The following is a 23,068-nucleotide window of genomic DNA, read 5'->3' on the forward strand; positions in this document are numbered from 1 at the left end:
CAAATTTAAGGATACACTATACTTGGAGCAGTCCACGTAAAAAAAAGCATGTGTATAGGAAGAGGCATAAGATGGTGAATTATAGTTTGAGAAAGAGATTTTATATATGATGTATAAGTTTGAAAAGATGACTCAAGAACAAGCAGAAGAGATTGCACATAACTGGCACTATAATGGCGAATATGCTTTTTACGATATGGAAGCAGATGAAGAAGACTTAGCGGAATTTCTGGATTGTAAAGCAAGAGGTAACGCTATGTTTGCGGTAATGATGAATGATGAGTTGATCGGTTTCTTCAGTGTGAGTCAAGCAGCAGCTACTGTATACGATATAGGGTTAGGAATGAGACCGGATCTAACTGGTGATGGAAGAGGGGTGGAATTTCTATATGCCGGTATGAATTTTATCCAATCAAGTAATACAGTAGATAAAATTACGTTATCTATTGCGACTTTTAATCAAAGAGCGATAAAAGTATATAGAAAAGTAGGGTTTAAGGATATGGATACCTTTATGCAGGATACTAATGGAGTACATATGAATTTTTGAGAATGGTGTATGAATGCTAATTAGGAAGTAAGAATGTAAAACTCAGTTCGTTACGAGCTGGGTTTTTCTAATATAAAAAGCACTGCAAAGGCAGTGCGATTTAAGGTTTCTTCGTAAAGATAAGAACAATTCCTTCTCCAAACTCTTCTGCTTTCTTCGGTCCAATGCCTTCAATTTTTAGTAAAGCCTGTATGGACTTCGGCTTTTGTTCCAGTATTGCTTCCATCGTTTTGTTGGTGTAAATATAGTATGGCGGAACATTCAGCTCCCGGGCATGAGTTTTACGGTATTCCATCAGAAGAGAACGAAAGTCTTTAGGTTCATCTGAAGAACTTTCCGCGTTCTTACCTTGTAAAAGGTGCAAGATCTCGTCCCCATAATCCTCCGCTTTTTTCTGTCCAATGCCTTCCACTTCCAGCAGCTGTTCTAAAGTCTGTGGCATCTTTTCAAGGAGGATATCCAATGTACGGTTGTTGAAAATATGATACGGTTTTACTCCGGACTCTTTGGCTTTTCTTGTGCGGTATTCGGTAAGCAACATCTTTAGATTGTTGTTTTCCATAGGAGTAACGGGAGGCAGTTCCTGCTCTATAGTGGCTGCGACAAAAGCGGATGCCCCTATTTGTTCGTCTTCCAACAGATATTCCTGTTCAATAAAAGGTTTCAATTGGCTAGCTCCCAAGATAGCATTAGTAACCTTATAAACAAGTGAAGCATGCATCTCGACAGGAGAGCTCTTCTTCATTTCAGCTTTAAAAAAAGCACTTATTTGGTCATGACGGATGACGCAGTTCTGAATATGGGTTGGAGCGTTTTTGGAAATCTCCAGGATCGTCTTCGGATTGGCAAACGTCACCGCATATCGAATAGGACACTTTTTGATAATCCCTTTGGCCTTAAGGAACCTCTCCAATATCATCACATGTCTTTCCACTTGGTTGATCGGGCTATACATTCCCTCTTTATTTACAACTCTATTACTCTTTCTGATGACACGCTGAAAGTCACCCTTATCCGTGACAAGAATATCTCCAAAAAGCTTCTTTACTTCCAGTACAAGAATGAACTTAGGGGTGACAAGTACAAAATCCATCTGGGCTTGATAATCCTCAAATTCAAGGTAAATATCATGGAGAATCAACATCGGAACCATGGAGTTCTTCAACTCAAACATCACACTTTCTTCTCCTGCATGCCCGATGGAAAATAGCTTGAGATGGTTTTCTACTTTCTTGAAGTCCACAGAAGGATTGCTGCTTTTTGCGAGACTTTTTAGATTTTCTAATAGAATAGGATTCTCGCTGATATGCTTATGTACGATAGGTTGCTTTATTTCTCGGTTATCTTTAAACGCGTCAATGACATTTTTGAAAAAGGACATGGGTTACCTCGCAAGTAGTATTTGTTTAACTTGGTAATATTGTAACATTATGTAATAATATTATAACAGATGATGTATAAACATTTAGGGAATTTAGACTATGAGAAATTAACAAATTAATTTAATATCGTTAGGAGAGAAAATATCATGGCTTGTCCGATTACAATCTATAAAAATGGAGATGAATTCTTCCAAGCTGAAAATATACAACAAGCTGCTATCCTTTTTGCGGAACAATTTAATTCTTCAAAGTATAAATTTTATGATTACATTGAGAGGGGTTATGTTTATAACATACCTTACTATAGTGGTATGGATGAATATCGATTTGTTGCACCTATTGATATTGCTACCAACCGACGAAGAGAACTTGAAGTAAGTGGACATAAAAATGCTCGTAGATTTTGGCTTATTCCTGCAAACTCAAATGATTATGATGTTGAAGGGGCATTTAAATATTATGATACGTTAGATTGGAAGCGTTCATATAACTATGAAAATGGAGATGTATTATTTATATATGTATCTGGTAGTGTTAGGAGAATTCGTTTTAAAGTAGAGGTAATGGAAGGTCTAGTGCAAGAAACAAACCTTACATATGATAATGCTTTTTGGAAAGATAGTGAAAAATATGAAAAATCACTAGGGTACGATCGTACACGGGTTCGACTGGTGGATGAGGCGAATACTTCTGATTTATCTCTTTCAAAATTACGTGAATACGGATTAAAAGGTAACATTCAAGGTTCGATGAAATTAACAGGAGAGCTTAGCGATTATATTGCATCTTTCTTTGAGCAGGATTTGACGAAAGATTTTTTTCCTGAAGAAGTTCCGGCCACTTTAGAAGAAGGAAAGCGTAAGACTATCAATGTAAATGTATATGAAAGGAACCCAATTGCTCGAAAGCAGTGTATCGACTTTTACGGTGTCAAATGTCAAATATGTAATATTGATTTTGAAGACACATATGGTGAAGTCGGTAAAGATTTTATACACGTTCATCACATTATTCCTCTTCATGAGATTCAGCAAGATTACACAGTAAACCCTAGAGAAGATTTAATTCCTGTTTGTCCAAATTGCCATGCGATGCTACATCGAAAAGAGAATGGTAGTTATTTGTCTTTAAAACAGTTAAAAGACCGATTGAAAAGTAAAAACTCTACTATAGTTGTTTAAATTTCACATAATACTAACTAAAGAGTATTTCAAAGCTAATTAGTTATGGTGCCTGTTTCCTTGTGGTGTCACATGAACAAAATCTCAATAAAAAAACGACTAATCGAGAGGTCGGAAATGACAATATAAAAAGACACCTGCATTAAAAAGCTTATCTCCAGGCACAAAGAGAAGATACAAAAGTATATGAATATTTGAAATTAAATTAGCAAGGCAGTTTTCTGATTACCATCATATGTATCAAAAAGGGAAGCAGGAGTTTGTGAATGAGTTGGTGGAGAGGTCAGCTGAATTAATCAAAATTGATTGTATAATAGAACAATAGAGCATATAAAGGTGGTTTCCTATGGGTTTCTTTAAAAAAATCAAACAATTATTTGCAGTTGAGGAAGCAAAAAAAGAAACACAAGAAAAGTCTTCAATAAGGGTTGAAGTGGCAAAGAGGTCGAATTCTCCAGAGCAAAAACAAAAGATGCAATTGGAAGAAGGAATGAAACGATTAGAGGACGCCACATGTCCTTACTGCAATCACTCTTTCGACAAGCCCTTATCAAGAAAAAAAACATGTCCGCTCTGCAAAAATGATGTATATGTCCGTACATTACCTTTTGTTCAAGAAAAGGAACGGGTAAGAGTTGCGGTGACAGAGGAGCAAGCTGAAAAGATAGAAATAGCTTGGGCGAAACAAAACGGTACATATGGAGAATTAATGGAGTCAAAAAGAAAATATGACAAGATGAAAAAACAGTTAAATCGTGACTGGGGAAAAGAGCCTGGTGAAGAGGATGTTCAATGGCACTTAATGATGCATGAGCGAATTGAGCATGCTAACCTTCATCAATGGGGATTGTATCGGAACACCACACTCCATATGGGAGAGCTCTTATATAAACAGAAAAAATATGATTTATCATTGCGGCTATACTTGGAAGTAGTTTATCTAGATATAAATGGTCCAAACAACTTAATGTTAGTTGATGGTAAGCCGAGGTCGAGCAAAGAGAAAGGGTTTAATCCAAGTAATGGGAACGACAGAATGGCTCCTGGAACTATCAAGAGGGTGGTAATGTTGAAAGATAAGAAGTTGAAAGTAGATGATGCAAAGGTCGAGGAGTTGTTCATGGATGTGGCCGCGCAACTAGGAGGAGCATTAAAACTCCCTGTATCTCCTGAAAGGGCATGGAATAAGTTGCTTAAGGACGAATTGTATAGGGGACATGAAGGTTGATGAGTAATGAAAAGGTGCATGAATTTATTCATCAGCTTTATTGTTTGTTTTATTCCTGGGTTTATATAATTTAGGAAGCGAATACACATTTAACGAGGGGGATTATAATATGGAGATTAAATGTACTTACTGCAGAAGAGAATTAAGAAAGAATGAAGAAGTTGTAATTGATGAGGTGAACTCCTTATATCACGCAAATTGTTATGGGGAGTTTGATATTTTTGAAATGCAAGTTAATTGGAAGGATTTTGGTACAATTGAAACTATCTTGAAAAAGCATAATCTATAAATTAGCCTTGAAGTTATACTGTTTTCTTATTAAATTATTCAATAAATAAACAAATCAAACCTTTTCAAAATTAAAAGAATAAAAACTATAAGGATTTGGTTTATACACAAAGTTTACAGGGTTAACCAAACCTTATAGTTTTTTGAAAAAATATTTATGTTTAAAGTGTAAATTTTCCCTCGAAGCGAAACAATTATCAATAAATGTTAATATTTATTGTAACAATAAATTCTTCCTTTATAAGTTCCTCCTTTGTTTCTAATAGAAAAACTCCCACTTGGATTTTTTTTGAAATTCACAATTAATTTTACTCTCCCTAGTTTTTTTCTAATCCCAGGGATTTGATAATGTTCTATCTTAAACGTTCTAGGAGGAAGTAGCCCAATTATGTTTAAGGGAGCTGTCAATTGAAATTCCATTGGTTTTAGGTATTGAACATATTTTTCATAAGGTCCTACAACACCGTCAAAACCACCGACTTTTTTTAAATCTTTTGTTGCGGTAATTACAATTCCAATCTGAGTAACTGTTTGCCTTGTCATCAAGTTGATATTACTAGCTAACACTGGCTTTATTAAATTCCAAGAAACTGCTTCTCCATGGTTGTATGCGACTTCTATAGCTATAGTACCTGATTTTGCAAAATCTAATCTCCATGTACTATCAGTTTGTAAGTGGGGAGCTTGGAAAATGTATGGTTGGTTATTCCAGCCTAATGCAATAAATCGTTCCCTAAATAAGGCGTTCAAAGCAATTGAGATACTCTTGTCTTTACCTTTAGAAATTTTATTAAAAGCTCTAATTATATCACCATCATAGATACTTTTAATTACATTTTTCACTTGTTTCCAATCAGATGAAAATTGAGGGTCATTTTCTAAGATTATTTCGGCAAAGCGATGAGATTCGGTTAAGAAGTTCAAATTATTTCTCCTCTAATATAATCATATTTACTTCAAAGAATTATTAATAAGTTAACAGTTGAATAATAATGGTAGGATTAGGGTGATTTAGTAAAAGGCCCCTTGAGCAACAAACCTTAATTTACCTAGAAAAGTAGTTGTTTTTTCTGTTATAATTAGGTTTTATCAATATATTATTAAAGCAAATATTATTATATTTTACAACTAAATAGTTGATCTTAAACAAAATATCAATTATAATAAACTTAATTAACTACCCGAAAGGATGTTCGGTCTTAATGAATGTAATTGAATTATTTGCCGGTGTAGGTGGTTTTCGCATTGGGCTAGAGGCCGTAGGTGGATTTCAGGTTGTATGGGGAAATCAATGGGAACCATCTAAGAAAATACAACATGCCTTTGATTGTTATTCTCGTCAATTTCATAATAACGGAGTACATTCAAATGAAGATGTATCAACTGTAGATACAAATATATTTAATGGAAAAGAAATAGATTTAATTGTTGGTGGATTTCCTTGCCAGGATTATTCTGTGGCAAGAAGCCTAAGCGGTGAAAAAGGCATACAAGGGAAGAAGGGTGTACTTTTTTGGGAGATTGCTAGATTTGTAAAAGAAACAAGCCCAAAGTACATTTTATTGGAAAATGTAGATCGGCTCTTGAAGTCACCTTCTAAACAACGTGGTCGAGATTTTTCTATTATGTTAGCTACTCTAAGGGATTTGGATTATACAGTTGAATGGCGTGTTGTTAATGCTGCGGATTATGGACAAGCACAAAGAAGAAGAAGAGTTTTTATCTTTGCTACAAAAAATCAAACGCCATATGTGATTAATAATAGAAATCGAACCGAAAGTGATATGTTACATGATGCAGGTTTCTTCGCGAAAGCTTTCCCAGTTAAAAATGAAATTAGCGAAAAGAAAAAGCCACAATCATTTATTATGAAAAAAGACCTTGTAGAGATTTCAGATGAAGTTTCTATGAATTATTACAATGCCGGGATAATGAGGGATGGTTTGGTCTATACAGAAGAAGTATCTCCCATTGAAGAAAATCCTGTAGTACTTGGAGAAATCCTTGAATCCAATGTGGATGAAAAATATTATCTATCAGAGGCATCTATAGAAAAGTTTCAATACCTAAAAGGACCTAAAAGAATAGAAAGAACATCTGCCACAGGTCATAAGTATACTTTTTCCGAAGGAGGCATGTCTTTTCCGGAACCATTAGATAAACCTGGAAGAACCATGCTGACTAGTGAAGGAACTGTCAATAGAAGTACGCACGTAATAGAAGACCCTATGACAAAGAGGTTAAGAGTATTGACCCCAGTAGAATGTGAACGATTAAATGGTTTTCCCGATAATTGGACTGAAGGTATGACTGAAAGAATGAGATACTTCTGTATGGGTAATGCACTAGTTGTAGGCCTAATAGAACGAATGGGAAAAAGAATAATCGAGATTGAAAAAGAAAATAGTCGTGGTCGCCAAGAAGAGTTGAATTTGGTATTTAAAGATTAAAAGACTGGGAGCCTACGTGTGCTCCCAGTCTTTTAATTATCCAAGATACTTAATACGTACTGTTTGTCTAGCCAATAACATTGCTTTGTAATATATTGACCATCAGGTAGTTTTACTTTATCCTTACTATCTTTTGCCTTTGGTCTAACATGACAAAGGTTATTAAACTTAGGCCCAGGAAGATTATTGTAAGTTTTACTTCCTTTAATAGTTAACTTTACTTCGCCCCTTAATACATCGCCAATTTCACACCATAACTCGTATAACTCTTCTTCAATTGTTTTTTGCGGCATATTCCACAATTTTATTCCTTCAAAATATGGGATTCTTTTTACTTTTGGCTGGTATTCTTCGGTATAACGGAACACTAAAAAAAGAAACTTTTGTTCTGCAAACAACTCGTAAAGTTCACTCTCTTCCCAATCCGCATGTAAGAAGGTGTTGAAATTTATGTTTTTAAAAGACATATGTTCCCTTAAACTACCGTTAGGTTCTAAGCTAACAGTTTTAAATGTGATGTTTGCTTTTGCGAACTCTTCAATGTCAGAAAGATTATTTTTTTTAACCCCGAGTAACTTTGTCATAATATGAGGAACCATTGATTTGTTTCTGGGGTTATATGGTACTCCAACTTCAAGACAAAGTTGATCTATTTTTTTTCCATAGTGGGGCTTGAATCTCTCCTCTAAAATTTGCTCTAAAGTTTTCTCTTTTAATTCCTGGTGGGTAGAAAGACTTTCTAAATGTTCAGGTGTTAATTGCTTACGGATAACCCCCGTCATATAAGATGCCTTTAAAGCAAATGCACGTTGTTTTGCTCTTAACAAAGAGAAAGGCTGTTTTCGAACTGAATTCTTGTCTGCACCTTTTGTGCATGCAGAGAGGTACATGGTATCAGCTTCAGAAATTAAATGAGCCTCTCCAGCTTTTATTTTGGATACGATAATCTCCCAATCCCTTTGAATCACAGCCAAGTCTGCTTCAGAGAACTCGTTTAAAAATACTTTTAAAATTCTATAATCCCCTAAACTTTGTTCCTTTTCATATTGATAAAGCATAATCAAAATTTTATTGGCTTTTGTATAAAAGGAAGAGGTTTCAAAGGTTAATTCAAACTCTTTCATATAATCAATAATATTTAATACTAACCGTTCTTTTGAGGAAAGAGTTCCGTTCTTATTCCTCTTAATAGGAGTTACTTTTAGCTCCACACCAAGTTCGACAAAGTCTGGCTCTGAGATTGAATTAACAGAGTAACCAAAGAAACTTTCTTCAATTATATGTCCTAAAGTCCCTTTAGATTTGATTTTTTTTATCCGTCCGGTTTTATCTAATTCCCCAAAAGTTTTACCTTCTGCTTGATACGCTTTGTCCATAAGTTCATCTATCGTTTGGTAATTCATCAGCATGCTCCTAAAAATTAATTTTAAAGGGTAATATAACTTATTTTAACAAATGAAAGTTAATATCTGCACAATCATTTGCTGAGAAGAATCAAGTTTCCTTACTAATTTTGTATAATATTGTACTCCTATACTTCTTTTTTAAAAAAAGTAAATATTCCTAGGAGGTTGTTAATTTCATACTATTATATTACTATAAAATGGTATGATTGTATAAAATTTAAAATTTTTCAAAAGAACGGAGGGGGATAAACGTGAATAAATTGGGAGGAAAAATAAGGTTCAATCTAGACAATGGACGAAAAAACATAGGATTTAAGTATTCTGAAGCTATTATGGAATCAGTAGATGATTCTTTTGATGCGGCATTTAATTTAAGTGCAATCAGTACTAACCGAATAGATATATACATATATGAAGATTCTTATGAGGAGGAACTAGACGGTAAAAAAGTTACATCAAATAGATACTCTTATTTAATATTAGACAATGGGCCTGGAACGAAAGTAGATAATATCTTTAATTTTGGAAGCGATAAAAAAGATAGATTTACTAGTAAAAGCGCTCTAAATTCGCTAAACGGAATATTTCACTATGGAATGTCTTCACATTTAAATGTAGGAAAAAGACTATGTTTTTATTCAAGGGAAGTAAACAAAGAATGGTGGCTTAATTGTATTGAAAGTAGCGACCTTTCTGATGAAACTTATTCATATATGAAACAAGAAAATCCTTTAATTATTTTGGATGGTAAAGAACTTCAGTTAGAGGCACCCGAGTTTACTGTCAGAACTATTGTAGAAGTAAAAGGCGTACGGAAGTCGGAAGTAGAGGCAGATAATCTTAATGATTTGGTTCAGACTTTAAAAAGGCATTTTGGTATAACATATAGGCACTATATTGAGAGAGGTAATGAAATTAATATTAATGGCTTAAATGTAAAACCAATAGATCCTTTGCTGATAGGGATTGAATTTGTGGAAAATGGGATTGCTTCTGACTTACTTCATGAAATTGAAATTAATCTAAGTGAGTTACTTAAGGAAGAAGATGAAATTGTTAAACAGCGTATAACAAATAAATATGGCAATCTTTTTAATAATGAAGATGAGCTTTTAAAACAGACAATAACGTTAAGTATGTTTCATTTAAATACAAAGTTTAGAGACCACAATCAAAAAAAACGTATTGAAAATGAAATTCCAAACGCCTTATTACCCTCTCCGGATTATTCTGGTTTCTACATTAAAAGGAATTTGAGATATATAGGAAGGGCTGCAAAAATACTTAAATTATGTACCGACCACCCACAGTATAACTACTTTAGAGCCGAGATATCATTTTCCCCTATTTTTGACGAATTTTTTGGTATACAAGTAAACAAAAATAAATATGATATAAAAAATTCATTAGCGTTACTCATAAAAGAAAAGGTTACTGATAAGCTTGGTGGTAGCTTATCTACATTTCTTAAAAAATATAAAAAAGAACCACCAATTGAAATACCAATTGATTATAGGTTAAACATACTAAAACAAAGATTAGACAAAGGAATTTTACAACTAGATGCAGCAAATGCAGAAGCCTTAAAAATAGGCTTGATAGATGATGCCCTTACCGATGCTAAAGAAGCTGTTGGGGAAGTGCAAAAAAGAAAAGAAACTATCTCAGTATTATTAACTAATTTTTCAAAGGGTACTAATATTACTGAAGAATTAAATGCAATAGAAATAGACGTAAACAATTTACTTGAAGGTATAGAACAATTGCTAGCAAGAATTGAAAATGCTATTTCAATGAGAAATGAGCGTTTAATAGAACCTGCGTTACTTCTTAAAGATAGAGCTATGAAAACACTTGGTCCAAATAGAAAAGTATTAGTTACTAAAGAAATTGGTTCTTTAATAGAGTTTCAGGGTTATATGTTAGAACCTTTAAACGAAGTTCAAATGTATGGGTTATTATATAAGTTTATTCAGCTATACCCTGACGTATTTGAATTTGTACTCTTAGATTATAGTGAAAATAAATCCTTAGACTGTTTGGTAAAGATTAAAACTAAAGAAATATATGATAAGCTGCATTTGAAGAAACGGTTTGAAAATCAATGGGAAAGTGAATGGGACAAATACCTACTACTTGGAGAAGGTGCTTTTTCTTTTTTAGAGCTTAAGTATATACTTGGCGAAAAGGAAGATTTGGGGCATTCATTAGCACTTGTTTCTCATTTAATATGTTGGGATTTTCACGAGAACAATCAGAAAGAATTTAACGCAATAGATGGGAAGTATAAGCTATCAAGTGATAAAAAGTACTTATTCCATAAAAATAAATTAAAAATTGTAAAAGTAATTTGCCTCAGGGAAATGCTTGAAGAAATTTTAGAAGCGGAGTTTAGTCCATCTAAAGAAAGACTTTATGCTTACTTAAATAGATAGTAATAATAGGGGGAAGAATTATGAACTTTGATCAAGGGGTAACATTTATGAGCACACAATCAGCTACTATAAAAAACACGGGGGTTTATTCTAATAAACTCCACCCCGTGACGGATTATATGCAATTAATAGTATTTTATCCTGGTAGAAAAGGTAGAAGAGACTATAAAGTAGAACATAATGGAAGTAATACTACTCATGTTGATATTGTTTTATATCTATACGACTTAGCATTACAAAACAATAGTACTGTCCTAGTTAATTTTATCTTGGATGTATACAATAATGGGCTATATTCTAATCATGCTATTCCACTTAACATGAATAGGGTTCGACTTAATGGGGTTATTCTTACAGTAGAGCAATTTAAACACATTCTATTTTGGGTGGCATTACAGGAAGATATTAATTACCCAAGGCCAAAAAAGCAAGGTGTTAGGTTGCCATTTAAAAGATATTTAGAAGCTATTACTTCAGCTTACCACCCAAATGTTATTACATTAAATCAAGTTATAAAAAGAACCAATAATCATCATGGAAGCGTGCCTGTTCCAATTAACGTTCAACAGTTGCCTGTTCTATTTTCAACTGCTTTAACTTCTTTTTAAGTTATATAAACATATAAATATACTTGGAAAACAAATAATATACTTTTATTAAAGCAATCAATAGATGCATTCCATTAGTCTTCTATATTATGTAAAATAAAAAGGAAATCTAGTTAATGCTATAGTGTTTATTTGGGAAGATTTAAGATTTGAAATTTCAAGATTAGATAATGATTTTTTCTGATTAAAAGATAATTGGGTTAAACATCTCATTTTATGGGATGTTTTTTTTTGGAGGGAAAAGGATGAACTAAAGGCAGAAGAAAAAACAGCTAAATAAGGAAATGGAAGCTAATACATATGAAACTTATTATCGTACTATTGAATAGTTTATAGAATGTTTCAAACGTGGAAAGCGAAAGTTAGAGAGGAATTTATGAATGGAATAAAGAGAGAGATTATGATTGATTCTGAAGGGTTACAAGTACGTGTATTTTAAAGTGATTTAAGTGAGGATCAAAAAGCTTCTTCGTAATTATTTTGACTTTAAATAAATACCCTTAAGTTATAATGATAAGAAATAATGGATAATTTGTTAACATTATAATTGTAGCAATTTTTTGGATTTATATCTCAATGGCAGAGCAACCAGAAGAAATGTTGAGTGGTTAGTTGGTTTTATTTCAATAAAATCCACCTCACGGAAAGTGATGTAAAAAGCAGGAAACTATATATTTTTTGTCGAATTATATATTGTATAATGACTTAATTTAGGGGGATTACTGTGGAGGCATATAAAAACATCTACTTTCATAAATTAGATGTATATAAAAGAAGGTTTTTAAAGAAAAAGAAAGCTGCAGATACTATGCTTAAAGATTGGTTAGATAGTAAATCCATTAATAGCTTATTTGACGATATTATACAAACAAAACTTTCTAATAACTGCGTTGTGATTAATGATGAGACTGGTCAAAAAACATTAGAAATTTTAGATTTCAATGACCAATATATATTTGCCAGAATTGGCCGGTATCAAGACCTGATATCTGTTCATTTACGAGATAGAACAACCCATGTTTCTGAAACTATTAGTCGTACTGCAGACCAAGATTTAGAGATTTTTACGTATTTACTTATTGATCGGGATAATTTTATTATTTCTTTTCTGAAAGAGTTCGCAGCTCCTTCTATAAGAACCTTACAGTTTTTAATTGACAACAATTACTTTGGCAGGGAACTATTCGGAGAAGTTTCTGGCGTCATTGTAGAAGATGCCATTCCATTGTTAAAAAGTAAGGATACAGTTGGAACAATCTCCTATAAAGTACAAGTACCCACAGACAACATACTCTCATATGATGATATTGGCCTTTCTCAATCCGAATTTATACATTTAAGAAACCAGAAGCACGTTGAAATAGAAGTAAAGCTTGTAGCAGAAAGAAATAAGTCTGCATTTAAAGATGAATCAGGAATTGAAAAGGTTTTAAAAAAAATATTAGAAAAAACAAAAAAGGTTAAAGTAAGGGCGAAAGATAATGAGGGCTTAATGCAAACTTATAGTGTTGTTGAATCACTTTTAACAAAACGTATAAAATTTGAGTTTGACAGAAGCGTAGAGGAAATCCAAAAAGAAATTTACAATAAATTAAAAATTACCTATGAAAGTAATAAACAGGAAATCATTGATTACGTTAGAAACGAGTGATTTTATGAAAGGGAAAAAACATTTAAGGCGAAATAAATATAACATAGCAATATCTATTCTATTTTTTATTGTTTGTTATTATTTATATCAACAGGGCTACATGAATGTGGTAAACAAAGATTCAACATTCCATCAAAGTTTACTAACGGTTAATACAATATTTTTAGGATTTTTGTTTACTGCATTAGGTATAATGGTTGGATTTGCTAGTAAATCCCTCATAAAGGCTTTAGATGTAGCTGGATATATGGATAATTACTATAATTCAATTTATTTCGGAATGTTTTTCCATGGAGTATCTACCGTTATTTCGACTATCGCTGTTGTACTTGGACATGAACTTATAAAAGATGAAGTAATAATTTTACAGCAAATAACATTGCTAGGAGGAGTACTGTTCTTTATAAAGTCTATATTAGGCATATTGAAAATTATTAGCGAGATAAGAAATGATATAAATAAATAGCAGTCTCTTGAGGGTGCTTTTTTATATGGGAATGGAAAGGAATGGAATCGGTACTTTTGATATGATGGAGTATCTACTCGAGATATGAAATGTATGCAAGCACACTTAGGTATTAACAAACTTTATGAAGAAGTGTTGATACCAGGCAAGAGAACTCAGGAAGGAAAGAAAAGAGGTAAAGAAGAGCCTTATTTTTATGGAGTCGAATATGAGCCTCTTAGTCTTACAATGAACATATATTTTCTTATGTATTGATAGATGATGAGGTACGTGAATTCTAAAGGTGGATTCAGGATTATTATAATAGTTAAGATTAATTTATAAGAATATTTTTTTAAAAAAGAAAGGAGGATAGCAACATGAATTTAGAAATCTTTTTCGGCTTAATTGGTTTACCTGCTTTTATACTGATTACGGCAGTTGTTTGTTACATACATACAGGTAGAAAAGATAAGAAAGTAACGAGTAGTAGGGTTTCAAATGATATGAATTCAAAAGGTGGTGTTTCTCAATGATTACGGTAGAACCAATTGCTATTACTATTTTAGTCTTATATTTAGTAGGTCTTCTATTAATAGGATTCATTAGTTCAAGAAAAAGTTCAGAAGGGTTAACGGATTTTTTCCTTGCTGGTAGGAATTTGAATAAGTGGACGGTTGCATTGTCTGCGGTAAGTTCTGGTCGGAGTGCCTGGTTGGTCCTAGGGGTAACGGGAACTGCCTATGCTACTGGTCTTAACGCAGTTTGGGCAATCGCAGGTTATATTACAGTGGAAGTTTTTATGTTTTTCTATGTGGCGAAGAGATTTCGGGCGTACAGTGAAAACACCGGCAGCATTACTGTACCGGATATTTTAGAAACTCGTTTTAATGACAAAAAGCATATATTAAGAGCAGTAAGTGCCATTATTATTATTTTCTTTATGATTGCATACGTAGGAAGTCAGCTGGTTGCTGGTGGGGGAGCATTTGCTACGAGTATGGGTGTGTCACCTACGGTAGGTATGTGGTTAACTGCCTTTATTTTATTGGCTTACACGATGTTAGGTGGATTCCATGCCGTCAGTAAGACCGATGTGATCCAGGCTGGGTTTATGTTTGTTTCACTCGTCCTTCTCCCGACGGTTGCCGTCATCGGCTTAGGTGGCTTTGGACCAATTTTAGAAGCGATGAATACAGAAGGGGGCGGATTCATTAGCCCATTCGCCTTTGGTTTCGGTGCCATCATCGGCTTGATTGGTATTGGATTTGGAAGTCCGGGTAACCCTCATATACTAGTAAGGTACATGTCCCTTAAAAACGTCAAAGAAATGAGACAAGCGGCATTAATCAGCTCCGTCTGGAATGTTCTAATGGGATGGGGAGCCGTCATGATTGGCTTGGCTGGTCGTGCGTACTTTCCTGAAATCAACATGTTGCCTAACGGAAATCAAGAACAGGTTTTCCTTTCATTAGGGTCTGAAATTCTACATCCATTATTCTTTGGTTTCTTACTGGTCGCCGTGTTAGCTGCCATCATGTCGAGCGCGGATAGTCAATTGCTTGTAGGATCCAGTGCCTTCATTCGAGATATTTATCAAAAAATAATCGGGAAAGACAAAGAGCTTCCACAAAAGAAGCTAGTATTATTAAGCCGAATTACGACCGTCGTGTTTATGGGTCTTTCTCTCATCCTAGCATTCACAGCCCAGGAATTCGTATTTTGGATGGTATTATTCGCCTTTGGTGGACTGGGAGCCTGTTTTGGTCCAGCTCTTCTTCTATCTTTCTATTGGAAAGGTGTATCCAAACAAGGTGTTCTTTGGGGAATGATCACAGGATTAATCACGGTGATTTTGGTGAAACAACAGCCTCAATGGACTTATGCTTTCTTGCCGGATATTAAAGAATTATTAAACACGCATTTCTTTGGTATCACGTATGAGGCTGTGCCTGGGTTTATCGTCGCAACACTTTTTACAGTGGTCATTAGTTTGTTTACGAAGAAACCAGATAATGCTGAGGAAGTTTTGGAGAGTTTGAAAGAGAGTGCTTAAGTTTACTTTAGAAAGAGGGGGATAGCCGTACATGGCTATTCCTCTTTTTGGCATAAAGAAGAGGAATTTCAAAACTATTGTCGAAAAGTGGAGTATGTAAAAAAGTATTATTATTAGGAGGCAATCTTATATGCAAAACATCGAGCAATTACTAAATGAACACGACCTATTACACCATAAGTCAGCTATCATCGCCAATTTTAATAACTCTATCAAACTAAACAAAATAAAAACAGACGAGAATGATATCCCACTAGGTACTTCCAAAGTAGGAGGTTCCCCAGACTTGCCTGCTGGTTGGGAGTTTCCTCGTTATGAAGATGACTATCTCACTTTTATGTTGCAGGTGAATCTGTCAGAAACAAAGCCATATGACAAAGATAATCAGTTGCCTGAAAGGGGTATTATGTATTTATTTTATGAGGCGTTAGAGCAACCTTGGGGATTTAAAGAGGATGAGGGATGCTTTAAGGTGCTTTATTTAGATGGGGACATGGGGGAGTTGGAAAGGAAAGAAAGTCCAAGTAGTAGAACTGAATTTGGTGCTATTCCAGCATTTCAACTGTCCTTTGAGTCGATGGTGACGCTCTCTGAAAATCCTGAGAACTTGGACTTTTCGGATGAAGAGGAAGAGGAGAATTACTTTAATTTCCGTCAGGAGCTGATGCAGCCGGAGGACGAAAATGGGAATATCGTGCAGGCGCATTATATGCTGGGCGAGCCGATGAATATTCAAAATGATGTTTTTGAGGAGCTTTTTGATAATGGGAAGGATCCTGTACTGTTGTTCCAGATTGATTCGGATGAAGAGGACCTGGGTGTCATGTGGGGAGATAGTGGCATGTTGTACTTCTGTATGGAGAAAGAGGATTTGATGGAGAAGCGGTTTGATCGGGTGAGATTTACGTTGCAGTGTTGTTAGGGGGCGGTGCAAAGTGATTACATACATCGGAACACCAAAACTGGAAACAGAACGATTATTCCTGGAAAAGTTTAAGCTCGGTGATGCCCAAAAGGTGTTTGATCACTGGATTTCAGATGAGCGGGTGACAGACAATCGAGTAAATGCGGCGCATACAGACGTTTCGCAGACGGTGGAGAGAGTGGCCACTATTGTGTCGCAATATGAGAAGGAAGATTTTTGTTATTGGGCAGTGAAGCTGAAGGGTAGTGGAGAGCTGATTGGCGAGATTGATTTGTATGACTTTGAAGAGGCAACCGGAAATTGCGAGGTGAGTTATTCCCTCGGTTACCGGTGGTGGAATCAGGGGTATGGCACGGAAGCGTTGCGAGCGGTGATCGAATTTGGCTTTCGGCACATGAACCTTCATAAGATTGCTGCTGCACACAACACCGACAACCCAGCGTCCGGTCGTATCATGAGCAAGGCTGGGATGGTGCAAGAGGGGATAGTGAGAGATATGATCCGCAATTCCAAAGGGCAGTATAAGGATTGCGCAATTTATGGGATTTTGCAGGGTGAGTATTTTAGTAAAGGGTTGGGGGATACAGGATATATTTTGAAGGTAAAGGGGTGAGGAAGTTGGCATATGGAAACTGCCTGGGCTGCCGGTTAGCCAACAAAAGCGATGCCATCTATATGGTTTACGAAGATGACTATGTCACATGCTTCCTAGACCACGACCCATTTAACGAGGGACACACCTTAATCCTCCCTAAACAACATTTCCATGATGTCGATGAACTTGACGACAAAACCGCCACTGCCATTATGAAAGCTTCTATATTAATTTCCAAGGCATTGAAGCACCTTTACCAACCGGATGGTATCACCATCAACCAAAATGGTGGGGTGTTTAATGAATTGACTCATTATCATATGCATGTGGTGCCTAGGTATAAGGGGCAATGGTTTGGGGATTTTTATAGGGAGGAAGCGGTGGGGGAAGTGGATATTAGGGAGTTGGAGCGGGTTAGGGGGAGGATGGTGGAGGTGATTCACATAATCAAAAGTTCCTTGTAATGAAGAGGTGTTACTTATGACAGATAAGACTATGATCATCTTACAAATTCAGAAGGTCATCCATTTAGTAATACAGAAAAAGAGTTTTTCTCTTCATCCCAGTCTTTATCCACAATCTTTTCCACACTTAAGAGAGTTTCTGTGATATTTTCAGTGTCTACGATGACCTTGTTAATTTCTCTTTGAACGTTTTTTTCTCTATACATTTTGATTGCTAGGTTAATATAGCGTGTGGGGGAAATAATGCTCTTTTTAGAAACCGATTTACATCATTTTGTGAAATATAGAAAAATGTTATTGATATTTTCTGAAAATAAGCATAATATATAATTATGAAAGCGGTTTCTATAGGGATAATGAAATATTTAAGTATATTTTTTTAAAACTCATGTAAACCGGTTTCGATAAGTTTTTGTATAGATAATCTACAACTTTTAAACAACATGAATCTACGTGGAAAACTATTTTCAGGGTGATGTATTGATATTAATGAATTTTCGTAGGGAGGTAGTGGATAACAGAAGGGGTTTGGAGAATTTCGGTTGAATGGGAATCATTATTATTTCATTTATTGAGGGGGAAATGAAAATGCGAAGACTAAAGAAATGGCTTGGTTTGGGGTTGTCCGCAACATTGCTTACCTTTTCACTGGCAGCATGCAATGGAGACAAGTCATCGACAGAATCAACAAATGGGAAAGTAAATTTGAACTTTTGGGTTTTCGGAAGTGCTGGGTATGATGTTTTAGTGGAAGAGTATATGAAAGATAATCCGGATGTAAATATTAAAGTGAATTTTACGGAAATGGGAGATTTGCATAATAATCTATTTACTTCTATTGCTGCAGGAAGTGGCGCTCCTGATTTAACGATGATAGAAGTTAGTCAGGTATCCAAGTTTTTAGATGCGAAGGACAGCTTTTACAATCTTTATGATTATGGTGCAAAGGATGTACAGGAAAATTACTTGGATTGGGTTTGGAACAATGGCCAAACACCAGATGGTGCATTCATGCTTGGCCTCCCTACTGATATTGGGCCGACAACCATGTATTATCGTACAGATGTGTTTGAAGAAGCTGGATTACCGACTGATCCGGAAGAGGTTGCTGCCCTAACAGATACTTGGGAAGAGTATCATCAATTAGCAAAAACGATTAAAGACAAAACTGGGAAAAATATTGTCGATGGTCCGGAATTGCTTTTCAACGCCCTACGTGATCAGTCACCAGAACAGTATTTCAATGAAAAAGATGAGTTGATTATTGAAGATTCTCCATATGTAAAAGAGGCGTATGATTTTACCACAAAACTTATTCAGGAAGGGTTGGTTGGTCAGAATGGCCTTTGGTCTCCTGAGTGGGGTGCGGCGATGGCCGAAGGAAGCTATGGTACATTGCTTGCGCCATCATGGATGGTTGCTAATATCAAAGCGAATGCTCCAGATGCAGGTGGGAAATGGAGTGTAACCACAATGCCGGAAGGTGCAGGGAACTGGGGTGGATCCTTTATTGCAATTCCAAAAGAATCAAAGTACCCAAAAGAAGCTTACGAGTTTATTGAATGGTTGACATCGCCTGAGCAGCAGCTGAAATCATTCTCCAATAATGGATTATTCCCATCTGCTCCATCTGTATATACACAAGATGAGTTTACAGGCTTTACAGATGATTATTTCAACGATCTTCCAACTGCCAATATATTTGCAAAAGCTGCAGAATCAGTGAAACCTGTCTACATGGGCAAACATTATCCAATTGTGAATGCTGAGCTTATAACTGCATTAACGAATGTAGCAGTAAACAAGGCTGATCCGCAAAAGGAATGGGAGGAAGCGATTAAAAGAATTGAAGCGCAACTCAAAAGGCAGTAAGGTTTTTTTAGCCTTTAGATAACTCTACCTGGGCAAAAAACTGCCCAGGTAGTCCATTTTAAAGTTAGGAGAGGATGAAGATGGAAGTTCTTCGAACAGAGCCGGACCATAAAAAGCTTCCGCCTCCAAAAAGAAGATTATCAGAGAAAACAAAAGATGCGCTATCTGCTTACTTATATATCTCCCCCTTTTTTATCCTTTTTGCCATATTTGGTTTATTTCCAATTTTATTCAGCTTTTATCTAGGTTTTCAGCGTTGGAATGGCTTTGGGGAAATGGAATTTGTCGGACTGCGTAACTTCGAGCTCATTTTGGGAGACGCTTTATTTTGGAAGTCTTTAGGTAATACCCTCATAATCGGGATTCTTGGAACAGTCCCGCAATTGTTTGTTGCCATTTTATTGGCATTCGCTTTAAATTCAGCTATTGTTCGCTTCAAAAACTTTTTTCGTGTTTCTATATTTCTACCATATGTAACTTCTACAGTTGCTGTAGCGATTGTTTTTGGCATTATGTTCAATAACCAAGACTTTGGGTTAATTAATATTATTGTAGGATGGTTCGGAATAGATCCTATTTCCTGGGGGACTACCGAATGGGGAGTGAAGATTGCGATAGCGACGATGATTTTTTGGCGCTGGGTCGGCTATAATACCATCATTTATTTAGCGGGATTACAAAGTATTCCTCATGATTTGTATGAGGCGGCAAAAATTGATGGAGCTACCATTTATCAACAAATTCGTTATATCACCATTCCGATGCTGAAGCCGGTGATTATATTCACTGTTTTTCTATCAACGATCGGATCCTTGCAAATATTTGCTGAACCACTCGTTTTCTTGGGAAGAACATTCAGGGAAGAAGGAATGACAGTCGTTCTGTACTTATGGAGAGAAGCATTTGTAAATATGGCTTTTGGTCCAGCTTCGGCAACCGCCCTGATTTTATTCGTCATCATTATTTTGTTCTCATCTATTAACATGTACATTGCAAACAGAATCGGTAAATAGGAGGTGGATGTGATGAAAAAGTTCTCTATGTCAAAACTATTTCTATATTTTCTTTTATTTGCATCGGCCATCCTTTCGGTATTTCCGTTTTATTGGATGTTTGTTATGGCAACCAATCATAATAGTGCCATTAATAAAGTTCCTCCTGCTATGGTTCCGGGAAGTGAGCTTGTCACAAACTTTACGAACGTATTGGCGAACATCGATTTTTTCGGCGCAATCATGAATACGCTGATAGTCGCGACTCTTACAACTGTCGGCGTGTTGTTCCTTTGCTCCCTAGCAGGCTTTGCCTTTGCGAAATTTCAGTTTAAAGGGAAGAATGTCTTGTTTGTGGCCATACTGATCACGATGATGATCCCGCCGCAATTAGGGTTGATTCCAACTTATTATATTATTACGAAACTGGGATGGCTGAACGATCTGAAAGCGTTAATCGTCCCGGGGCTAATTGATGCATTCGGAATCTTCTGGATGAGGCAATACATTAAAAGTGCTGTTCCGGATGATTTATTAGAAGCTGCCAAAATAGACGGATGTTCCAATTTCAGAACCTATTGGAACATTGTTGTCCCGGTCATCCTGCCTGCCTTTGCTACCTTGGCAATAATAAAATTCATGTATATGTGGAATGACTTTTTATGGCCGCTTGTCGTCCTGCGCGAAGAATCGTCCCATACCATTCAAATCGCCATCCGCACGCTTATTGACAACTATGTTCGAGACAATGGTATGATTATCTCTGGAACATTCTGGGCGACGGTGCCACTTGTCATCGTATTTTTATTGTTTAATAAAATGTTCATATCGAGTTTGACACAGGGAGCTGTGAAAAGTTAATCAAGGGAAGAAGATAAGAGGGATATCCATGAATTTAACGATACGAGATATTGCAAAGATGGCGGGTGTTTCTCCTGCCACTGTTTCAAAAATAATGAACAACTATCATGGTGTCAATGAAAAAACAAAACGAAAAGTCCTTGATATCATAGAAAATACCGGCTATCAGCCAACGTATTCTGCAAAGGCGTTGGCAACGAAAAAGTCGAATTTGATCGGCTTGATCTATGCCGGAAAAATAAACGTTGATTTTAATCACCCCTTTTTCAATGAAGTGGTAACTGCCTTCAAAAAAGCGGTAGGGTCGCTTGGATATGACATCCTTATTTTTTCCAATGAAAAATTTCAGCAGGACAATGGAAGCTATTTGGCGAGATGCCGGCACTTCCATTTGGATGGCTGTTTAATTATTGCTGGGGAAGAATTAGAATCTGCTGTTCATGAGCTGATTCAAAGTGAAATTCCATGTGTCGGGGTGGATATCCCGATTACTGGATCAAATTATAGCTATGTGATGACAGATAATACAAAGGTTTCGGCAAAAGTCGTAGAATACTTTTATTTACAATCCCTTAGAGATATAGCTTATATTGGCGGTAAAAAAGATTCAGTCATAGCACAATTAAGAAGAGAAGGCTTTCTTCAGTCTATGAAACAGTTTGGGTTGCCTGTAAAAGAAGAGTGGATCCAATATGGAACCTTCTTCGAAGAGAGCGGTTATGAAGCAATGAAGAGTATTCTACAATCAGGTTCACTGCCAAAAGCTGTCTTTGCAGCGTCTGACATGATGGCATTGGGAGCTTTAAGGGCTATAAGAGAAACGGACGCTACTGTACCAAACGATATAAGATTAATCGGCTGTGATGATATTGAAGCGTGTCGCTATAGTGACCCGCAACTATCCACAGTAAGACAGGATAAAGAGAAAATCGGGAAATTGGCAGCCTATATGCTGAATGATTTAATCAATGGACTTGCAGGAATAGAGTCAGCACTTGTGGAACCGGAATTGGTTATTAGAAAATCGTAGCAATAAGCTCAGAAGGATATGGGGGGATAATGAATGATAGAATCGGCGAGGAACAGTCTTTATCGAGTGCTAGAAATTTTTACAGCGTTTCTGCTGTTAAATAGTATTTGGCTGTTAGTTTGTCTGTTCATTGTCCCAATCTATCCAGCTACTGTAGCGATGTTTGGTGTAGTAAGAAAATGGAAGACAGAAGGGATTGATTACGGTTCTGTAAAGCCATTCATGAAGATGTTGAAAGAGAATTGGCAGAAAAACTTTCTTGTAGGTGTCATTTGGAGTTTGGTCGGTATGGTGTTGTTCATAGATTTCTATCTTTTAAATCAGTTGCAATTTGAAGGGAAACTGTTTTTCATGTCCCTGCTTTTGTTCTGTGGAATGATCTATCTTTTTACCACCATCTATCTCTTTCCTATTTTAGCAAACTATGAATTGCCGATAAAAGCGGTATTGAAGAATAGTCTACTTCTTTCTATAGGAAAGTTGGGAACCACCCTTCTTTGCTTTATCACCATGGTAGCTATGATAGTCGCTGTTTATTTCGTACCGCTTCTTTTCTTGGTTTCGGGAAGCCTTCTTGCTTTTCTCACGTACTCCATGTGCAGCAAGTCTTTTGAAAATAGAAATGAATACTTAAGATGACCATCCTATA

Annotated in this window: 22 protein-coding genes and 1 pseudogene; 19 read left to right on the forward strand and 4 right to left on the reverse strand. The window is 35.8% G+C overall.

The window, feature by feature from the left end; translation table 11 throughout:
* Positions 1-106 precede the first annotated feature (106 nt).
* A pseudogene (locus tag MKY77_RS03935) lies at positions 107-570 on the forward strand (GNAT family protein).
* 80 nt (positions 571-650) lie between these two features.
* Here MKY77_RS03935 and MKY77_RS03940 read toward each other — a convergent pair.
* Positions 651-1,931: an HRDC domain-containing protein gene (locus MKY77_RS03940; RefSeq protein ID WP_339148990.1), complete on the reverse strand. Its 1,281-nt coding sequence runs from the start codon at positions 1,929-1,931 to the stop codon at positions 651-653.
* A gap of 147 nt (positions 1,932-2,078) precedes the next feature.
* Here MKY77_RS03940 and MKY77_RS03945 point away from each other — a divergent pair, with 147 nt between their 5' ends.
* The 3 genes from MKY77_RS03945 to MKY77_RS03955 all read left to right on the forward strand — a co-directional run bounded on the left by MKY77_RS03945 (position 2,079) and on the right by MKY77_RS03955 (position 4,630).
* Positions 2,079-3,113, forward strand: coding sequence for an HNH endonuclease (locus MKY77_RS03945; protein ID WP_339148991.1), 1,035 nt, complete (start codon positions 2,079-2,081; stop codon positions 3,111-3,113).
* A gap of 346 nt (positions 3,114-3,459) precedes the next feature.
* Positions 3,460-4,341, forward strand: coding sequence for a hypothetical protein (locus MKY77_RS03950; RefSeq protein ID WP_339148992.1), 882 nt, complete (start codon positions 3,460-3,462; stop codon positions 4,339-4,341).
* A gap of 109 nt (positions 4,342-4,450) precedes the next feature.
* Positions 4,451-4,630 carry a hypothetical protein gene (locus MKY77_RS03955; RefSeq protein ID WP_339148993.1) on the forward strand — a complete coding sequence of 60 codons (180 nt, stop codon included), beginning with the start codon at positions 4,451-4,453 and terminating at the stop codon, positions 4,628-4,630.
* Positions 4,631-4,836: 206 nt separating this feature from the next.
* On the opposite strand, the gene MKY77_RS03960 is transcribed toward MKY77_RS03955, so the two are convergent.
* Positions 4,837-5,553: a hypothetical protein gene (locus tag MKY77_RS03960; RefSeq protein WP_339148994.1), complete on the reverse strand. Its 717-nt coding sequence runs from the start codon at positions 5,551-5,553 to the stop codon at positions 4,837-4,839.
* A 278-nt stretch (positions 5,554-5,831) separates the two neighbouring features.
* On the opposite strand from MKY77_RS03960, the gene dcm reads away from it, so the two are divergent.
* Positions 5,832-7,079 (forward strand): DNA (cytosine-5-)-methyltransferase, encoded by a 1,248-nt coding sequence (gene dcm / locus MKY77_RS03965; RefSeq protein WP_339148995.1) that lies wholly within the window; start codon positions 5,832-5,834, stop codon positions 7,077-7,079.
* 32 nt (positions 7,080-7,111) lie between these two features.
* Here dcm and MKY77_RS03970 read toward each other — a convergent pair whose 3' ends face one another.
* A complete protein-coding gene (locus MKY77_RS03970) occupies positions 7,112-8,482 on the reverse strand; it encodes a Sau3AI family type II restriction endonuclease (protein ID WP_339148996.1) in 1,371 nt (456 codons plus the stop codon).
* A 254-nt stretch (positions 8,483-8,736) separates the two neighbouring features.
* Here MKY77_RS03970 and MKY77_RS03975 point away from each other — a divergent pair, with 254 nt between their 5' ends.
* From MKY77_RS03975 to MKY77_RS04015, 9 genes are all read left to right on the forward strand, one after another.
* A complete protein-coding gene (locus MKY77_RS03975; protein WP_339148997.1) occupies positions 8,737-10,920 on the forward strand; it encodes a hypothetical protein in 2,184 nt (727 codons plus the stop codon).
* A 20-nt stretch (positions 10,921-10,940) separates the two neighbouring features.
* Complete coding sequence (locus MKY77_RS03980; RefSeq protein ID WP_339148998.1) at positions 10,941-11,528, forward strand: hypothetical protein; 588 nt, start codon at positions 10,941-10,943, stop codon at positions 11,526-11,528.
* Between the two features lie 724 nt (positions 11,529-12,252).
* Positions 12,253-13,179, forward strand: a complete 927-nt coding sequence (locus MKY77_RS03985; RefSeq protein WP_342515653.1) for a hypothetical protein — start codon at positions 12,253-12,255, stop codon at positions 13,177-13,179.
* A complete protein-coding gene (locus MKY77_RS03990; protein WP_342515654.1) occupies positions 13,157-13,645 on the forward strand; it encodes a hypothetical protein in 489 nt (162 codons plus the stop codon). The genes MKY77_RS03985 and MKY77_RS03990 overlap by 23 nt, the downstream gene beginning before the upstream one ends.
* A 359-nt stretch (positions 13,646-14,004) precedes the next feature.
* Positions 14,005-14,160, forward strand: coding sequence for a hypothetical protein (locus MKY77_RS03995; protein WP_339149001.1), 156 nt, complete (start codon positions 14,005-14,007; stop codon positions 14,158-14,160).
* Entirely contained in the window at positions 14,157-15,680 is a 1,524-nt protein-coding gene (locus tag MKY77_RS04000) for a sodium/proline symporter (protein ID WP_339149002.1), read from the forward strand. Before MKY77_RS03995 ends, MKY77_RS04000 begins: the two co-directional genes overlap by 4 nt.
* Before the next feature lie 130 nt (positions 15,681-15,810).
* Entirely contained in the window at positions 15,811-16,602 is a 792-nt protein-coding gene (locus MKY77_RS04005) for a YwqG family protein (RefSeq protein WP_339149003.1), read from the forward strand.
* A 13-nt stretch (positions 16,603-16,615) separates the two neighbouring features.
* On the forward strand, positions 16,616-17,218 hold the full coding sequence (locus MKY77_RS04010; RefSeq protein WP_339149004.1) for a GNAT family N-acetyltransferase: 603 nt from the start codon (positions 16,616-16,618) through the stop codon (positions 17,216-17,218).
* A gap of 5 nt (positions 17,219-17,223) precedes the next feature.
* Entirely contained in the window at positions 17,224-17,664 is a 441-nt protein-coding gene (locus MKY77_RS04015) for an HIT family protein (protein ID WP_339149005.1), read from the forward strand.
* Between the two features lie 56 nt (positions 17,665-17,720).
* On the opposite strand, the gene MKY77_RS04020 is transcribed toward MKY77_RS04015, so the two are convergent.
* A complete protein-coding gene (locus tag MKY77_RS04020) occupies positions 17,721-17,870 on the reverse strand; it encodes a hypothetical protein (RefSeq protein ID WP_342515655.1) in 150 nt (49 codons plus the stop codon).
* Between the two features lie 382 nt (positions 17,871-18,252).
* On the opposite strand from MKY77_RS04020, the gene MKY77_RS04025 reads away from it, so the two are divergent.
* From MKY77_RS04025 to MKY77_RS04045, 5 genes are all read left to right on the forward strand, one after another.
* The gene (locus tag MKY77_RS04025; RefSeq protein ID WP_339149006.1) at positions 18,253-19,536 is read left to right on the forward strand and encodes an extracellular solute-binding protein; all 1,284 of its coding nucleotides are present in this window, start codon (positions 18,253-18,255) and stop codon (positions 19,534-19,536) included.
* 80 nt (positions 19,537-19,616) lie between these two features.
* Positions 19,617-20,549 (forward strand): sugar ABC transporter permease, encoded by a 933-nt coding sequence (locus tag MKY77_RS04030; protein WP_339149007.1) that lies wholly within the window; start codon positions 19,617-19,619, stop codon positions 20,547-20,549.
* A 12-nt stretch (positions 20,550-20,561) separates the two neighbouring features.
* Positions 20,562-21,389, forward strand: coding sequence for a carbohydrate ABC transporter permease (locus tag MKY77_RS04035; RefSeq protein ID WP_339149008.1), 828 nt, complete (start codon positions 20,562-20,564; stop codon positions 21,387-21,389).
* Between the two features lie 13 nt (positions 21,390-21,402).
* Positions 21,403-22,419, forward strand: a complete 1,017-nt coding sequence (locus MKY77_RS04040; protein ID WP_339149949.1) for a LacI family DNA-binding transcriptional regulator — start codon at positions 21,403-21,405, stop codon at positions 22,417-22,419.
* A 33-nt stretch (positions 22,420-22,452) separates the two neighbouring features.
* Entirely contained in the window at positions 22,453-23,058 is a 606-nt protein-coding gene (locus tag MKY77_RS04045; RefSeq protein WP_339149009.1) for a DUF624 domain-containing protein, read from the forward strand.
* The last annotated feature ends 10 nt before the right edge of the window (positions 23,059-23,068 follow it).

The organism is Sutcliffiella sp. FSL R7-0096 (assembly GCF_038595065.1).
In the GTDB taxonomy this organism is placed as follows: domain Bacteria; phylum Bacillota; class Bacilli; order Bacillales; family Bacillaceae_I; genus Sutcliffiella_A.

Excerpts from the sequence above, each read along its gene's own strand:
- MKY77_RS03940 (WP_339148990.1), bottom strand. The coding sequence starts at position 1,931 with ATGTCCTTTTTCAAAAATGTCATTGACGCGTTTAAAGATAACCGAGAA.
- MKY77_RS03945 (WP_339148991.1), top strand. The coding sequence starts at position 2,079 with ATGGCTTGTCCGATTACAATCTATAAAAATGGAGATGAATTCTTCCAA.
- MKY77_RS03950 (WP_339148992.1), top strand. The coding sequence starts at position 3,460 with ATGGGTTTCTTTAAAAAAATCAAACAATTATTTGCAGTTGAGGAAGCA.
- MKY77_RS03955 (WP_339148993.1), top strand. The coding sequence starts at position 4,451 with ATGGAGATTAAATGTACTTACTGCAGAAGAGAATTAAGAAAGAATGAA.
- dcm (WP_339148995.1), top strand. The coding sequence starts at position 5,832 with ATGAATGTAATTGAATTATTTGCCGGTGTAGGTGGTTTTCGCATTGGG.
- MKY77_RS03970 (WP_339148996.1), bottom strand. The coding sequence starts at position 8,482 with ATGAATTACCAAACGATAGATGAACTTATGGACAAAGCGTATCAAGCA.
- MKY77_RS03980 (WP_339148998.1), top strand. The coding sequence starts at position 10,941 with ATGAACTTTGATCAAGGGGTAACATTTATGAGCACACAATCAGCTACT.
- MKY77_RS03995 (WP_339149001.1), top strand. The coding sequence starts at position 14,005 with ATGAATTTAGAAATCTTTTTCGGCTTAATTGGTTTACCTGCTTTTATA.
- MKY77_RS04000 (WP_339149002.1), top strand. The coding sequence starts at position 14,157 with ATGATTACGGTAGAACCAATTGCTATTACTATTTTAGTCTTATATTTA.
- MKY77_RS04005 (WP_339149003.1), top strand. The coding sequence starts at position 15,811 with ATGCAAAACATCGAGCAATTACTAAATGAACACGACCTATTACACCAT.
- MKY77_RS04020 (WP_342515655.1), bottom strand. The coding sequence starts at position 17,870 with ATGTATAGAGAAAAAAACGTTCAAAGAGAAATTAACAAGGTCATCGTA.
- MKY77_RS04025 (WP_339149006.1), top strand. The coding sequence starts at position 18,253 with ATGCGAAGACTAAAGAAATGGCTTGGTTTGGGGTTGTCCGCAACATTG.
- MKY77_RS04030 (WP_339149007.1), top strand. The coding sequence starts at position 19,617 with ATGGAAGTTCTTCGAACAGAGCCGGACCATAAAAAGCTTCCGCCTCCA.
- MKY77_RS04035 (WP_339149008.1), top strand. The coding sequence starts at position 20,562 with ATGAAAAAGTTCTCTATGTCAAAACTATTTCTATATTTTCTTTTATTT.
- MKY77_RS04045 (WP_339149009.1), top strand. The coding sequence starts at position 22,453 with ATGATAGAATCGGCGAGGAACAGTCTTTATCGAGTGCTAGAAATTTTT.